The organism is Streptomyces beigongshangae, from assembly GCF_019710745.1.
Classification (GTDB): Bacteria; Actinomycetota; Actinomycetes; order Streptomycetales; family Streptomycetaceae; genus Streptomyces; species Streptomyces beigongshangae.
Genome location: NZ_JAHKJW010000040.1, coordinates 64,895 through 78,327 on the forward strand (window position 1 = coordinate 64,895; position 13,433 = coordinate 78,327).

Annotated in this window: 12 protein-coding genes and 1 pseudogene; 3 read left to right on the forward strand and 10 right to left on the reverse strand. The window is 72.9% G+C overall.

The features are described from left to right. Nucleotides 1-233 precede the first annotated feature (233 nt). Nucleotides 234-878 (forward strand): TetR/AcrR family transcriptional regulator, encoded by a 645-nt coding sequence (locus KM933_RS27160; RefSeq protein WP_221356801.1) that lies wholly within the window; start codon nucleotides 234-236, stop codon nucleotides 876-878. 28 nt (nucleotides 879-906) lie between these two features. Here KM933_RS27160 and kynU read toward each other — a convergent pair whose 3' ends face one another. From kynU to KM933_RS27205, 9 genes are all read right to left on the reverse strand, one after another. After that, on the reverse strand, nucleotides 907-2,169 hold the full coding sequence (gene kynU / locus KM933_RS27165; protein ID WP_221356803.1) for a kynureninase: 1,263 nt from the start codon (nucleotides 2,167-2,169) through the stop codon (nucleotides 907-909). Next, on the reverse strand, nucleotides 2,162-3,019 hold the full coding sequence (locus tag KM933_RS27170) for a tryptophan 2,3-dioxygenase family protein (RefSeq protein ID WP_221356805.1): 858 nt from the start codon (nucleotides 3,017-3,019) through the stop codon (nucleotides 2,162-2,164). The genes kynU and KM933_RS27170 overlap by 8 nt, the downstream gene beginning before the upstream one ends. Nucleotides 3,020-3,206: 187 nt before the next feature. Then, nucleotides 3,207-3,620 carry a DUF3151 domain-containing protein gene (locus tag KM933_RS27175; RefSeq protein ID WP_173894540.1) on the reverse strand — a complete coding sequence of 138 codons (414 nt, stop codon included), beginning with the start codon at nucleotides 3,618-3,620 and terminating at the stop codon, nucleotides 3,207-3,209. 130 nt (nucleotides 3,621-3,750) lie between these two features. After that, complete coding sequence (gene fbaA, locus KM933_RS27180; protein ID WP_221356807.1) at nucleotides 3,751-4,773, reverse strand: class II fructose-bisphosphate aldolase; 1,023 nt, start codon at nucleotides 4,771-4,773, stop codon at nucleotides 3,751-3,753. A 169-nt stretch (nucleotides 4,774-4,942) separates the two neighbouring features. Then, entirely contained in the window at nucleotides 4,943-5,494 is a 552-nt protein-coding gene (gene pyrE, locus KM933_RS27185) for an orotate phosphoribosyltransferase (protein ID WP_221356809.1), read from the reverse strand. Nucleotides 5,495-5,504: 10 nt separating this feature from the next. After that, a complete protein-coding gene (locus KM933_RS27190; protein ID WP_221356811.1) occupies nucleotides 5,505-6,308 on the reverse strand; it encodes an aldose epimerase family protein in 804 nt (267 codons plus the stop codon). Nucleotides 6,309-6,633: 325 nt separating this feature from the next. Next, nucleotides 6,634-7,488, reverse strand: a complete 855-nt coding sequence (locus KM933_RS27195) for an SRPBCC family protein (protein ID WP_221356812.1) — start codon at nucleotides 7,486-7,488, stop codon at nucleotides 6,634-6,636. Nucleotides 7,489-7,576: 88 nt separating this feature from the next. After that, nucleotides 7,577-9,274 carry a polyamine aminopropyltransferase gene (locus KM933_RS27200; protein ID WP_221356814.1) on the reverse strand — a complete coding sequence of 566 codons (1,698 nt, stop codon included), beginning with the start codon at nucleotides 9,272-9,274 and terminating at the stop codon, nucleotides 7,577-7,579. Between the two features lie 111 nt (nucleotides 9,275-9,385). Continuing rightward, complete coding sequence (locus KM933_RS27205; RefSeq protein ID WP_221356816.1) at nucleotides 9,386-9,904, reverse strand: DUF2617 family protein; 519 nt, start codon at nucleotides 9,902-9,904, stop codon at nucleotides 9,386-9,388. A gap of 989 nt (nucleotides 9,905-10,893) precedes the next feature. Between KM933_RS27205 and KM933_RS39705 the strand changes: the two are divergent. Then, nucleotides 10,894-10,974 (forward strand): annotated as a pseudogene (locus KM933_RS39705) (GntR family transcriptional regulator); the annotation flags it as partial. A gap of 118 nt (nucleotides 10,975-11,092) precedes the next feature. Here the strand turns inward: KM933_RS39705 and KM933_RS27210 are convergent. Then, nucleotides 11,093-11,731: a LysE family translocator gene (locus KM933_RS27210; RefSeq protein ID WP_221356818.1), complete on the reverse strand. Its 639-nt coding sequence runs from the start codon at nucleotides 11,729-11,731 to the stop codon at nucleotides 11,093-11,095. 733 nt (nucleotides 11,732-12,464) lie between these two features. Between KM933_RS27210 and KM933_RS27215 the strand changes: the two genes are divergently transcribed. Beyond that, nucleotides 12,465-13,433: aminotransferase class I/II-fold pyridoxal phosphate-dependent enzyme (locus KM933_RS27215; protein ID WP_221356820.1), on the forward strand; the 969-nt coding region annotated here is incomplete at its 3' end.

The following is a 13,433-nucleotide window of genomic DNA, read 5'->3' on the forward strand; positions in this document are numbered from 1 at the left end:
CCAGGCCGGTGACGTGCGTCCGCAGGCGGACGCGAGGCCCGGCCCACGGCAAACGGTCCTGCCGTCTCGTTACGATGACCGGGCGTCGCGCGCTCCGCCCGCGCGGCATCCCGTCCCGCGCACCCGCTCACGTGCTCACCCGCTCACCCGCTCACCCGCTCACCCGCTCACCCGCTCACCCGCTCACGTGCTCACGTGCTCACGTGCTCACGTGCCTCCGCGAAGGATCCACCATGACCGCCTCCCCCGAGCCCGAGCCCGAGGCCGGCCCCGGGCCCGACCCCGGTACCGTCCGGCCCGGCGGGCGTACCGCACGGGTCCGCGCGGCCGTGCTGCGGGCCGCCGGGGACGTGCTCGCCGAGCAGGGGTTCGCCCTTCTCGACCTGGCCGACGTGGCCCGGCGGGCGGGGGTCGGGAAGACCACCGTGTACCGGCGCTGGGGCTCGGTCACCGGGCTCGTCGCCGACCTGCTCGGCGACATGGCCGAGCAGTCGCTCCCCCGTACCGACACGGGGTCCGTCCTGGAGGACCTGCGGGCCAACGCCGCACTGGTGCGGCGTACGCTCGCCGACCCCCGGCAGGGGGCCCTGTTCCGGGCCGTCATCGCCGCCGCGGCCTGCGACGGGCGGACGGCGGCGGCGCTCCGGCGGTTCTACGACGTGCGGGTCGCCGAGTGGGCGCCCTGCGTGGAACAGGGCGTCGCCCGGGGGGAACTGCCCGCGGGGACCGACGCGGGGGAGGTCGTGCGGGCCGTCTCCGCCCCGCTGTACTACGCGCTGCTCACCACCGGGACGGCACCGGGCCCGGAGGCGGCCGAGCGGGCCGCCGCGGCGGCGGTCGCCGCCGCGCGGGACGGGGTGTTCGCCGTCGGGGGATGAGGACCGCGCACGCCGGCACCCCAGGGCGTCAGAACATCTCCCCCAGTACGCGTGCCGCCCTCTCCACGTCCGCGAAGCCCACGTAGAGGGGGGTGAAGCCGAAGCGGAGGATGTCCGGTTCCCGGAAGTCGCCCACCACCCCCGCGGCGATCAGGCGGCGCATCACCTCGCCCGCCTCCGCGCACCGCAGGGCGATCTGGCTCCCGCGCTCCGCGTGGGCCGCCGGGGTCACCGACCGCACCGCGCCGGCGGGTACGTACGCCTCGACGCATTCGAGGAAGAAGTCCGTCAGCGCCAAGGACTTGGCCCGGACCGACTCGATCTCCACGTCCTCCCAGACCTCCAGGGCCGCCTCCAGGGCGAGCATCGAGAGGATGTCGGGGGTGCCGACGCGGCCGCGGACCACGCCGGGGGCCGGGGTGTGGTCCGGGGTCATGGCGAAGGGCTCCGCGTGGGAGTTCCAGCCCGGCAGCGGGGAGTCGAAGCGGGGCTGGTGGTCCCGGCGGACGTAGAGGTACGCCGGTGAACCCGGGCCGCCGTTCAGGTACTTGTAGGTGCAGCCGACCGCCAGGTCCACACCGTGCGCGTCGAGGCCGACCGGCAGGGCGCCCGCGCTGTGGCAGAGGTCCCACACCGACACGGCGCCCGCCGCGCGGACCGCGGCCGTCAGGGACGGCAGGTCGTACAGACGGCCCGTGCGGTAGTCGACGTGGTTCAGCAGGACCGCCGCCGTACGTGCGCCCAGCGCGTCCGGCACCTCGTCCGGCGTCACCGGGCGCAGCGTGCAGCCCGTGAGCCGGGCCGCCGACGCGGCGATGTAGCCGTCCGTGGGGAACGTCGTCGCGTCGACCAGGATCTCGTCCCGCCGCCCGCCCGTCCCGCCGGTCCCGTCCGCCCCACCGGCCACACCGGCCCCATCGGTCCCGTCGGTCCCGTTCGCCAGCCTCACCGCGCCGACGACCGCCTTGAACACGTTGACGCTGGTCGAGTCGCCCACGACGATCTGGCCCGGCGCCGCGCCCACCAGCGGCGCGATCCGGTCGCCGATCCGTTCCGGCGCCGTCCACCAGCCGCTCTCGTCCCAGGACCGGATCCGCAGCGAACCCCACTGGCGGCGCACCACGTCCTCGACCCGTCCGGGCACCGAGCGCGGCAGGGCGCCGAGCGAGTTCCCGTCCAGGTAGACCGTGTCGTCCAGGACGAACCGCTCGCGCAGCCCGCCCAGTCCGTCCGCGGCGTCCAGCACGGCCGCCTTCTCCCCGTACGACCCGTGGACTCCGGGCTCAGACATGGGACCTCGCCGTCCACAGCTCGGGGAACACGTTCTTGCGGGCCCTCTTCTCCAGCCAGGCCACGCCCGCCGAGCCGCCGGTGCCCGTCTTGGCGCCCATCGCGCGGCGGGTGGCGACGAGGTGGTCGTTGCGCCAGCGCCACACGAGTTCGGCGACATCCGTCAACGCCTCGCCGAGGCGGGCGAGTTCGGCGCTCTCGTCGCCGGCGTAGAGGTCCGTCCACACGGCCTCCACCTCGGGCGACGGCTCGTAGCGCCGGGACACGTCCCGTTCGAGGACCGACGACGGCACGGCGTGCCCCCGCCGCGCGAGCAGGCGCAGCACCTCGTCGTACAGGCTCGGTTCCTGCAGGGCCTTCTCCAGCTCCGCGTGGACGCGGGGCGCGCCGCGGTGCGGTACGAGCATGGACGCGGACTTGTCGCCGAGCAGGAACTCCATCCGCCGGTACATGGCGGACTGGAAACCGGAGCCCTCGCCGAGAGCACCGCGGTACGAGTTGAACTGGGCCGGGGTGAGCTGGCCGAGGGGCCGCCAGGAGGCGTTCAGCGCCTCCAGCTCCCGCACCGACCGCTTCAGGGCCGCCACCGCGACCGGCACCCGGTCCTCGCGCAGCGCCTTCGCCGCGGTCTCCCACTCGTGCACGATGACGGTGAACCACAACTCCATGACCTGGGTCGTCACCAGGAAGACCATCTCTCCGGGGTCGTCGGAGAGGGTGTGCTGGAGGTGGGTCAGGACGTCCGCCTGGACGTAGTCCTCGTACGGGGTCGTTCCGTGGAAGTCGAGATGCGGGGTCTCGGGCTCCGAAGCCGTTGCGGGCACCTCGTGGGGCTGAGCCTGTTGGGACATCGCTGTCTCCTGCTGCACTCCGGGTAGCGGTCCGCCCCTGCCGAATTCCGACACGGGGGCCCCGGTCCCCATGGGCATACTCCACAATCGTGCCCCGAAACCGCAAGGTCCGCCTGGTCACACCAGGCGGACCCGTGTCCGTGCGTCGTCCGTGCGTCGTCCGTACGCGCGCGGCACGGACCGCGGGCTAGCCCAGGGTGCGGGCCGCCGTCTCGGAGGAGTCCCGCAGGAACTGCGAGCAGCGCTCGTACTCCTCCTGCTCGCCGATCGCCTGCGCGGCGCGGGCCAGGCCGTGCAGGGCGCGCAGGAAGCCGCGGTTCGGCTCGTGCTCCCACGGCACCGGGCCGTGCCCCTTCCAGCCGCTGCGCCGCAGGGAGTCGAGGCCCCGGTGGTAGCCGGTACGGGCGTACGCGTACGACTCGACGACGCTGCCGCGCTCGTACGCCTCGTCGGCCAGCCGGGCCCAGGCGAGCGAGGAGGTCGGGTACTTCGCGGCGACGTCGGCGGGTGCCGTGCCGTTCGCGAGGAGCTCGCGCGGCTCCGGGTCGTCGGGCAGGTGGGTCGGGGGCGGTCCCCCGAGGAGGTTCTCGTGAATGGCCATGGGTTCCAGTTTGCGCTATCCGCCGCCCCGGGACCGCCGGGTGGGTCCCCTTTCGCCGAAAAGACACCCCGGGGCCCGGCCCTCCCTGGGGAGAACCGGGCCCCGTCCCCGACATCAGGGGCTGCGGCGTTTACTTGATCTTCGTGCCCGTGGAGCGCAGGTGGCCGCACGCCTCGGTGACGCGCTCGGCCATCGAGCCCTCGGCGAGCTTGCCCCAGGTGCGGGGGTCGTACGTCTTCTTGTTGCCGACCTCGCCGTCGACCTTCAGGACACCGTCGTAGTTGCGGAACATGTGGTCCGCGACCGGGCGCGTGAACGCGTACTGGGTGTCCGTGTCGATGTTCATCTTCACGACGCCGTTCTCCAGGGCCGTGCGGATCTCCTCCTCGGAGGAGCCGGAGCCGCCGTGGAAGACGAAGTCGAACGGGGACGGCTTGCCGTACTTCGCCGCCACGCCCTCGTTCAGCTCCTTCAGGAGCTCGGGACGCAGGACGACGTTGCCCGGCTTGTAGACGCCGTGCACGTTGCCGAAGGACGCGGCCAGCAGGTAGCGGCCCTTCTCGCCCAGGCCCAGGGCCTCGACCGTGCGGATCGCGTCGTCGACCGTGGTGTAGAGGGAGTCGTTGATCTCGTGCGAGACACCGTCCTCCTCGCCGCCGGTCGGGGTGATCTCCACCTCAAGGATGATCTTCGCGGCGGAGGCGCGGCCCAGCAGTTCCTGGGCGATGGCCAGGTTGTCGGCGAGGGTCTCGGCGGAGCCGTCCCACATGTGGGACTGGAAGAGGGGGTTGCGGCCGGCCTTGACGCGCTCCTCGGAGACCGCGATCAGCGGACGGACGTACCCGTCGAGCTTGTCCTTGGGGCAGTGGTCCGTGTGCAGGGCGACGGTGACGTCGTACTTCGTGGCGACGATGTGCGCGAACTCGGCCAGCGCCACCGCGCCCGTGACCATGTCCTTGTTGTGCTGACCGCCCAGGAACTCCGCACCGCCGGTGGAGATCTGGATGATGCCGTCGCTCTCGGCCTCCGCGAACCCGCGGAGCGCAGCGTGCAGGGTCTGCGTCGAGGTCACGTTGATGGCCGGGTAGGCGAACTTGCCTGCCTTCGCCCGGTCGAGCATCTCGTTGTAGACCTCGGGGGTTGCGATGGGCATCTGTCCGCTCCTTGTATGTGCGGGTGGCGTGCTGCTTGTGACCCTGACCTAGGGGGCGACGTCATCGTCGGCCCCATCTTTCCAGACGCGCCCGAATGCTCCGGTCCCGGACGGGCCGGACGGCTCCGGACGGCCGGGATCGGGGCGGGGACGGGGGTCTCGACCGGGCTCAGGCGAGGCCCAGCTCGTCCTTGGAGTACGCGAAGAGGTACGGGACGCCGGCGCCCTCCCGGATCTTCTCCGCGGCGCCGGTGGCGCGGTCGACGATGGTCGCCACGCCCACGACCTCCGCGCCGGCCTCGCGCACGGCCTCGACGGCGGTGAGCGGGGAACCGCCGGTGGTGGAGGTGTCCTCGACGACGAGCACGCGGCGCCCCGCGATGTCCGGGCCCTCGACCCTGCGCTGCAGACCGTGCGCCTTCGCCTCCTTGCGGACGACGAAGGCGTCCAGGCGGCGGCCGCGGGCGGCGGCGGCGTGCAGCAGCGCCGCGGCGACCGGGTCGGCGCCCATCGTGAGGCCGCCGACCGCGTCGAAGCCGAGGTCCGCCGTCAGGTCGAGCAGCACCTGCCCGACCAGCGGGGCCGCCTCGCCGTCCAGCGTGATCCGCCGCAGGTCGACGTAGTAGTCGGCCTCCAGACCGGAGGAGAGGGTCACCCTGCCGTGCACCACGGCCTTGTCCTTGATCTGCTGCAGCAGCTCGCCGCGCGCGTCGTCGCTCATGGGGGTCAGCTTAGAGGCGGCGCCAGGTCCAGGTGGTGGCGGCTTCGAGCGGTTCGATGGGGGTGACCAGGCGGGGCGCGGTGTTGAGGCCGTTGGGCGGGCCGGTCTGCGGTTCGACGCACACGGCGGCCTCCTGCTCGTCGTACACGACGACCCACTGCTCGCGGCTGGCCACGTTCAGCTCCAGCTGCCCCGGCCAGGTGAGGGTGACGTCGACGCCGTCGGGCATGCCGAAGCAGTCGTCCCAGGGGCTCGGTCGCGGGTCGATGCGGCGGCCCGTCGGCAGGTGGTCGTCCCCGCGCTCCTCCTGCCAGGCGGCGGTGAAGTCGACGCGCACCTCCTGGGCACCCTCGCCGCCGAGGGTGCGGTTGAACCAGGGGTGCCAGCCGATCTGCGCCGGGAAGGACTCGTCGTACGTCTCCACCGACATGGTGAGCGTCAGGGAGTCACCGGTCAGCGTGACGGCCTGGGTGACGCGGCCGGCGTACGGCCAGGGGTCGGTGAGGTCGTACGTGATGACGGCCTCGTCCCGGCCCGTGCGGGCGGTGCGCCAGGCGGCGTCGCGGGCGGTGCCGTGGATGGCGTGCGGTGGGGAGTTGAGGGGGAGTTGGTGGGGGGTGGCGCCGTTCAGGAAGCGGCCGTCCCTGGTACGGCCGCACCAGGGGACCATCGGGAAGCAGCCGAACTTGTCCCCCTGGCGGAGGAGTTCGATGCCGTCGACCTTCAGTGCGCCGATGCGTCCGCCGTTGCCCGGCTGGACGGTCGCTTCCACTTGGCCGTCGGCGGCGGTCAGCGTGATGTCTTCGTTACTCACGGGGACGAGATTACGGGGTGCGGATGGAAATGTGGGCCGTCAGGGGCGTTCCGCCCCTTCCGCCCCTGTGCCGGGCGCGGCCCGGACCCCTGGGAGCCCTGTCCGCCGGGGCGGGCCGGTGAGGGCCGGTGGGGGCTGATCGCGCAGTTCCCCGCGCCCCTGAGGGCGCAGCCCCGACAGGCTGCGACCCCGGGGGCTGCGACCCTCAGGGGTCGCGCCCCGAAGGGCGCGGGGAACTGCGCGCCCGGCCCTCACCCCGCCGCGGACGGAGAGCTACGTCGGCCCCGCCGAGCCAGGCCGCAGGCCGCAGGCCGCACCGCAGCGGTCAGTGGCGGCGGCGCAGCGCCCTGCCCACCACGATCGCCGACGCCAGCGCGAACGCCGCCGCCGGGGCCGCCCACCGCAGCGTCGCGCCCGTACCGCCGGAGTCGGGCGCCGGCACCGGGGCGTACCGGCCCCGCGGCGGCGCGTGGTCGACCTCCTCCGCGCTGCGGCCGATCATCGTGCGCCGCGCGTGCGCGGCCTCCGCCGGTGCCCCCGGCGGCAGGCTGCCGTCGTCCTCGAAACCGCCCTGGAAATCGCCCTCCGCGAACGGCACCCGCGAGGAGTGCGACCCGCCGGTCGGCCCGGACGCCCCGGCCGCTTCGGTCTCCTCGGTCTCCTCGGCCCCTCCCGCTTTCTCCACCGGAGGCCGCTTCGGGAGCCGCGGTTTGCCCTGCGGGGCGGCCCCTCCCCGCGGCTCCGACTCCGACTCCGGGTCCGACCCCGCCGCCAGCTGCTCCGCGAACCGCGTCAGGAGGCGGGTCGTCGCCGTCGCCACCTCCTCCCGCGGCAGGTCGGCGATGCGGCCGTCGGCCGACGCCGTACCGCTGAAGGTGACGTTCGTGCCCTCCTCGGCCGGACGCAGGGCCAGCGTCAGGGCGAGTTTCACCGTGCCGGACCCCCGCGCCTCCACGGCGTCGGCCTCGACCGCGTACGAGCCGTCGTCCCGCGCGCAGACACCGAGCGTGCCGCGGTAGGTGATCGAGTGCCCGCCGACGCGTACCTTCAGGCGGCCCGAGACGGGCTCCGTCCCCGCGTCCTGCTGGAGACCGGGCAGCGCCCGGCCCACCCGCGCGGGATCGGCCAGGGCCTCACGCAGACGCTCGGCGGGAACCGGAACGAACACCTCATGCTCCATGTCGGCCGAGCCTACCCAGCCCCGCCCGTACCGCACCCGTACATGCGCGGATTCCCCCGGATCCCCGCCGATCCCCACGCGGACGGGCTCAGTCCGCGTACCTCGGGTGCATGAGGGTGGAGGGGGGCAGATCCGCGCGCCGGGTGCGCTCGGCGGCGCGGACGCCCGCCCGGAGGAACCGGAGGGAGGGGCCGCCCGGCGCACCCGCCGCCGCCCGCAGGACCGGCCGCGTGCGCGAGGCGAGCACGTACCCCCAGTCGCGCGGCACCCGCGACCCGTCCCGCACACCTCCCCCCGTACCCGCACCCACGGAGTACGGCACGGTCCGCAGCCCCGCCGCCCGCACCGTCGCGTCGACGGTCCAGAAGGCCCGCGGCCGTGCCGCCACGGGCCCCGCGTGCACGACGAGCCGTCCGCCGCCGGCCAGCACCCCGCGGGCGAGCCCGTAGAACTCCTGCGAGTACAGCTTCGTACTGGACGTGTTCCGGGGATCCGGCAGATCGGAGATCACCACGTCGTACGTGTCCAGGGGCGCCCGCCGCAGCCAGCCGAACGCGTCCGCCGCCACGACACGCACCCGCCGGTCCCGGTACGCGTGCCCGTTCAGCGCGGACAGCGCCGGGTCGGTGCGCGCCAACTCCAGGAACTCCGTGTCGAGTTCGACGACGTCGACCTGCCGTACGCCCGGGTGGCGCAGCACCTCGCGCACGGCGAGCCCGTCACCGCCGCCGAGGACGAGCACACGGGCGTGCGGACCGGTCATCGCGGGGTGGACGAGCGCCCCGTGGTAGCGGCGCTCGTCGCTGCCGCTGACCCGCAGCCGGCCGTCGAGGTAGAGGTCGAGGCGGCGCCCGTCCCTGCCGCCGGTGAGGACGACGTCCTGGACCTCGGTGTGCATGGCCACCCGTACGTCCCTGCCGTACATCGCGTGGCGCGCGGCCCGTTCGAAGTCGTCGACGAGGACGGCGGCCGTGGCGAGCAGTGCGAGCACCAGGAGGTTGGCGACGACCAGCAGCCGGCGGCCCCGCCGGGTCAGGTCCTGCCGGAACAGGCCGAGGACCAGCGCGCAGCCCGCGAGCGCGTTGACCGTCCCGGTGATCAGCGTGGCGGTCAACTGGCCCAGCAGCGGCAGGAGGAGGAAGGGGAACGCGAGCCCGCCGGCCAGGGCGCCCACGTAGTCCGCGGCGAACAGGTCGGCGACCGCGCCGCCCGCGTCCTGTCTGCGGACGCGCTGGATCAGCTCCATCAGGAGGGGGACCTCGGCGCCGATGAGCAGGCCGATGGCGAGGGAGAAGGCGACGAGGAGGTAACTGGGGCCGCCGGCCCAGGCACCGCCCCAGTCACCGGTCCACGCGAAGACGGCGTACAGGGCCATCGCGCTGGAGCCGCCGACCAGGGCGAGCAGCGCCTCGACCGCACCGAAACCGGCCGCGGCGCGGGAGCACAGGCGTTTGGCGAGGAGCGAGCCGATGCCCATCGCGAAGACCATCACGGACAGCACGACGGATGCCTGGGTGACGGAGTCGCCGAGCAGGTACGAGGCGAGCGCGACCAGTTCGAGTTCGTACACGAGTCCGCAGGCCGCGCAGACGAACACACCGCTGAGGACGAGGAACCGCCCCACGGCCGGGCCGACCGGCAGGCGCGCCCGGCCCGGGCCGTCACCACCGCCGGGACCGCCAAGACCGCCAAGACCGTCACGCCCGCTGCGGCCGCTGCGGCCGTCGCGACCGTCGCGGGGCGGCGGGGCCGTTCCGGGTGGGGCGGGGACGTGCGGCTCGATCACCCAGGGAACGCTACGTCACCACTCCACTGCGCCACGTCACCCACACGTGTGTAAATTCCGCCGCCTGCGCATACTTTGACCGACCTCGGTGCGCCGTGGAATCGGCACGCCTCAGAGAGGTGCGGGCACCCGCATTCCCACCTTTGTACGGGTGGCGACCAGTTGGCCCTCCTGGGGGTAGGCGTGCCAGGTGCGCCAGTGCACCCGTCCCTCGTGCCGTTGTGCGAGCATCGCGGTGAAGGCGTGGGGGCTGCCGGGGAAAACCCCCGCCAGCCCGTTCGGATGGTCGGAGACGAGCGCCAGCAACTCCTGGGCCCGGCCCGCGAAGGACCCACGCGACAGCGTCTCCACGCGCGCGGCGAACTCGTACTCCCAGTCGCCCACCCGCTCGGAGACGCCGAGCGGCAGCGGCGCGGCACTGCCGGCGATACAGGCGACGGTCTCCGAGCAGCTGCCCCGCTCCTCCTCCAGGAGCACCTGATGGGAGGCGCCGAGCAGTCTCAACTGCAGTTTCGCGCGGCCCAGTTCGAGGTCGAGGGTGGCGAGCGCGGGCAGCGGTTCGCGTCCGAGGGCCCAGGCGAGATCGGCTGCGGACGTGTCGGAGTAGGCGGTGTTGAGGGTCGTGAGCATGGGTCGGCTCCACTGCACGCAAGGGTGGGGTCGGTCCGTCGCACCCCGGTCGACACCGGGCGGTGATCGGGCCCGGTCGGCCAGGTCAGGAGGATGATCCGGGGTCTGCGTCGGCGATACGAGGGAATCATGAACGGCGCGTCCGCCACAGCGTTTTTACCCATCTTCATAGGGTTTCCATCCCACGGGGGGCTCCACAGCTCACCTGTTCAATCAAAAAGTGCGCCCATGACTCACGCGTGCGCCTTCACGCCCCCCGCCCGCCCCGCCCTCGGAACGGCGGAGCGCCCGCCGGGAGAAGGCCCCGGCGGGCGCTCGTGGTGCCGGACGGTCCGGACGCCCCGGACGGTCCTGGCGACCCTGGCGACCCTGGCGGTCCAGACGTTCCGGATGTTCCGGATGTTCCGGACGCGGTTCTCCGTCCGGAGCTCAGCTGCCCCGTGTCAGCTGCCTCCGCCGCATCCGCCGCCCCCGCCACCGCAGGACGAGCCGCCGCCGCACGAGGAACCCCCCGACGAACAGGACGAGCCGCTGCTTCCGCTCGCCCCTCCCCCGTCGCCGGTCCACCAGCTGTCGCTCGACCGGCGCGAGCGGCTGCGCGGGTTCCTCCTGTCGCCGTTCCTGGCGGCAGCCACCAGACTCAAGACGATCACTGCGACGAACACCGTCAGGATGATGCCGATGACCATGGCGCCACCCTCCTTCCGTTTCCCGGAAGCGGCCCCCCGTGGGCTCTGCTTCTCGTCTGTTTCCTGCTGTGACTCCTGCTGTATCCCTGGGCTGTGCCTCTTGCTGCGATTCCCGCCGTGCCCCCTGTGCACCTCGCGGGTGACAGGGAGATGCCCTTGCGCTCCACGGCCCAAAGCGGAGTTGAGCAACATCTGAGGGAGCATTAATGGAAAAGGCCCCTGACCTGCACCGGAATGCGAGTCAGGGGCCGTCGGAACGCTACAGGGCCGTCTGTGGGCCGTGTTCCCCCTCCGGGCCGGCTCATCCCCTCCGGTCAGGGTCTGGGGTACGAGGTCCGGAAGCACGAGGTCTTCGAGCTGAACGCCTCCCGCTCCGAGAACGAGGAGGGCACCTGGCCGGCACCACCATGCTGTTCGCCGCGCTGGAGGCGGTCAGAGGACTGGGAGCGTGTCCCAGTGACCAGCGGCCCGCGCAACGTTTCGAGTATCCGCCGCGTTGTCACACGTCGTTCCCGGTGAGAGCCAGACGGACGCCGAGGCCGACCATCACGGTCCCGGACACGGCACCAATCGCGGACAGGCGGCGGGACGACCCGCGGAACCAGCTACGCGCCGTCCCGGCGAGGAGCCCCCAGGCCGAGTCCGAGACCAGCGCGACAGCGGCACAGACGACGCCGAGGAGCAGGAGTTGCAGCGTCACGTGCCCTGCCGAGCGGTCGACGAACTGGGGCAGCACGGCCGAGAAGATCAGGAAGCCCTTCGGATTGCTCACTCCGACAACGAAACCCTGCCGGACGATGCGCCACACGTTCATGGGTGGCCGCTGCTGCGCGTCCGTGACGGCCAACTCCCGGCGATGCCGCCACGTCTGGACGCCGAGGTAGACCAGATACAGCGCGCCCGCGAACTTCAGCACCGAGAAGACCACGATCGACCGCGTGACCACGGCTCCCAGCCCGAAGGCCACCAACACGGCCTGGATCAGCACCCCGGCGTTGTTGCCCACCGCCGTGGCCAGCGCCGCCCGACGCCCGAGCGTCACCCCGCGCCCGACCACGAACACCACGCTCGGTCCCGGAACAGCGATCAGCACAGCGACCACGGCGAGGAAAGCCCAGAAGTGCCCGATACCCAACATGCCGTCAGGTTATGAGCGTGGGTTGGAACGCGACAACCCCGCGTGGATCTGGTGGTCATTCATGCGGGATGACGGAGCGGGCAACGTCGCCGAAGGCTGCGGCGTCGCGCATGCGATCTCTCGAACTGGCTGAGCGGGTGCGATTTCTGCCGGGCCCTCCGGGCGGCGCGGCCCGCACTCGTACACCTCGACGGACAGGCCGTGCGCACCGCAGCTCCCTTCGGAGCGACCGGCGGACCTGGCCCCTTTCCGGAACATCACGTCGCACCAGCGGCAGTGCCGGCCGAGACACTGCCAGGCATTGAGGTCCTGGACGGGCGGCGGGTCGGGCCGCCGGGACCCGGTCATGGCCGGTCGGCGTACGGGACAAGGTCGTGCTTCTCACGGCCGGGGCCACAGGCGAACTGCACACCCCCCGATCCGGAAGCCTGCTCAACCACGTCGGTGAGGCGGACGCCGACGGTGTGGCCGCGGTGCCATGCGCAGTGGCCGCAGGCGATGCGATGCGTCGTGGCCGCGCTCAGGCTGTTCGGGGCGGGTTGGTTCTGCCTGCCCTGACCGCCGGTTTCCCCGAGGGGGGCCGGGCCGTCCGTGGGCCGTGCGAGGGGGCCGACGGTGACCGGCGACGACAGACGACGACCGGCCTCCCCCAGGTCAGAAGGGGTGCGCCGAACATCACCGCAGGTGGTCGGTCCCGGACGTGGGTTGAGCGGATCCGGAGGTTGAGCGCAGGATGGCCGTCATGACCTCCAGTGCACGCCGCCCCTTCCTCAACCGCCGTCTCGCCGAGTTCGGCACGACGATCTTCGCCGAGATGTCGGCCCTCGCCCTGAGCACCGGCGCGATCAACCTCGGCCAGGGCTTCCCCGACACGGACGGCCCCGAGGAGATCCGGGAGGCGGCCGTACGGGCGCTGCGCGACGGCCGCGGCAACCAGTACCCGCCGGGGCCGGGCGTCCCCGAGCTGCGTGCGGCGATCACCGCGCACCAGGAACGCCGGTACGGCCTGACGTACGACCCCGGCACCGAGGTCCTGGTCACGGCGGGCGCGACGGAGGCCGTCGCGGCCTCCCTGCTCGCCCTGCTGGAGCCCGGCGACGAGGTGGTCGCCCTGGAGCCGTACTACGACTCGTACGCGGCCTGCATCGCGATGGCGGGCGGTACGCGCGTGCCGGTCACCCTGCGTCCGCAGGAGGAGACCCGCGACGGGGTCGTGCACCGGCGCTTCCGCCTGGACCTGGACGAGCTGCGCGACGCGGTCACGGACAGGACCCGGCTGCTGCTGATCAACACCCCGCACAACCCGAGCGGTACGGTCCTCACCCGCGAGGAGCTCAGCGCGATCGCCGAGCTGGCCGTCGAGCGGGACCTGCTGGTGGTCACGGACGAGGTGTACGAGCACCTGGTGTTCGACGGGGCCGAGCACATCCCCCTCGCCACCCTGCCCGGCATGCGCGACCGCACGGTCACCATCGGCTCGGCGGGCAAGACGTTCTCGTTCACCGGCTGGAAGGTCGGCTGGGTGACGGCGGTGCCGGGCCTGGTGTCGGCGGTGCGCTCGGCGAAGCAGTACCTCACGTACGTGGCGTCGGGGCCCTTCCAGTACGCGGTCGCCGAGGCGCTGGCGCTGCCGGACACGTACTTCGAGGCGTTCCGCGCGGACATGCTGGCCAAGCGGGACCTGCTGAGCGCGGGGCTCGCG

What these genes read in the sequence shown, in the direction of transcription:
- fbaA (WP_221356807.1), bottom strand. Translation starts at nt 4,773, where the DNA reads ATGCCCATCGCAACCCCCGAGGTCTACAACGAGATGCTCGACCGGGCG.
- KM933_RS27160 (WP_221356801.1), top strand. Translation starts at nt 234, where the DNA reads ATGACCGCCTCCCCCGAGCCCGAGCCCGAGGCCGGCCCCGGGCCCGAC.
- KM933_RS27210 (WP_221356818.1), bottom strand. Translation starts at nt 11,731, where the DNA reads ATGTTGGGTATCGGGCACTTCTGGGCTTTCCTCGCCGTGGTCGCTGTG.
- pyrE (WP_221356809.1), bottom strand. Translation starts at nt 5,494, where the DNA reads ATGAGCGACGACGCGCGCGGCGAGCTGCTGCAGCAGATCAAGGACAAG.
- KM933_RS27175 (WP_173894540.1), bottom strand. Translation starts at nt 3,620, where the DNA reads ATGGCCATTCACGAGAACCTCCTCGGGGGACCGCCCCCGACCCACCTG.
- KM933_RS27205 (WP_221356816.1), bottom strand. Translation starts at nt 9,904, where the DNA reads ATGCTCACGACCCTCAACACCGCCTACTCCGACACGTCCGCAGCCGAT.
- kynU (WP_221356803.1), bottom strand. Translation starts at nt 2,169, where the DNA reads ATGTCTGAGCCCGGAGTCCACGGGTCGTACGGGGAGAAGGCGGCCGTG.
- KM933_RS27170 (WP_221356805.1), bottom strand. Translation starts at nt 3,019, where the DNA reads ATGTCCCAACAGGCTCAGCCCCACGAGGTGCCCGCAACGGCTTCGGAG.
- KM933_RS27195 (WP_221356812.1), bottom strand. Translation starts at nt 7,488, where the DNA reads ATGGAGCATGAGGTGTTCGTTCCGGTTCCCGCCGAGCGTCTGCGTGAG.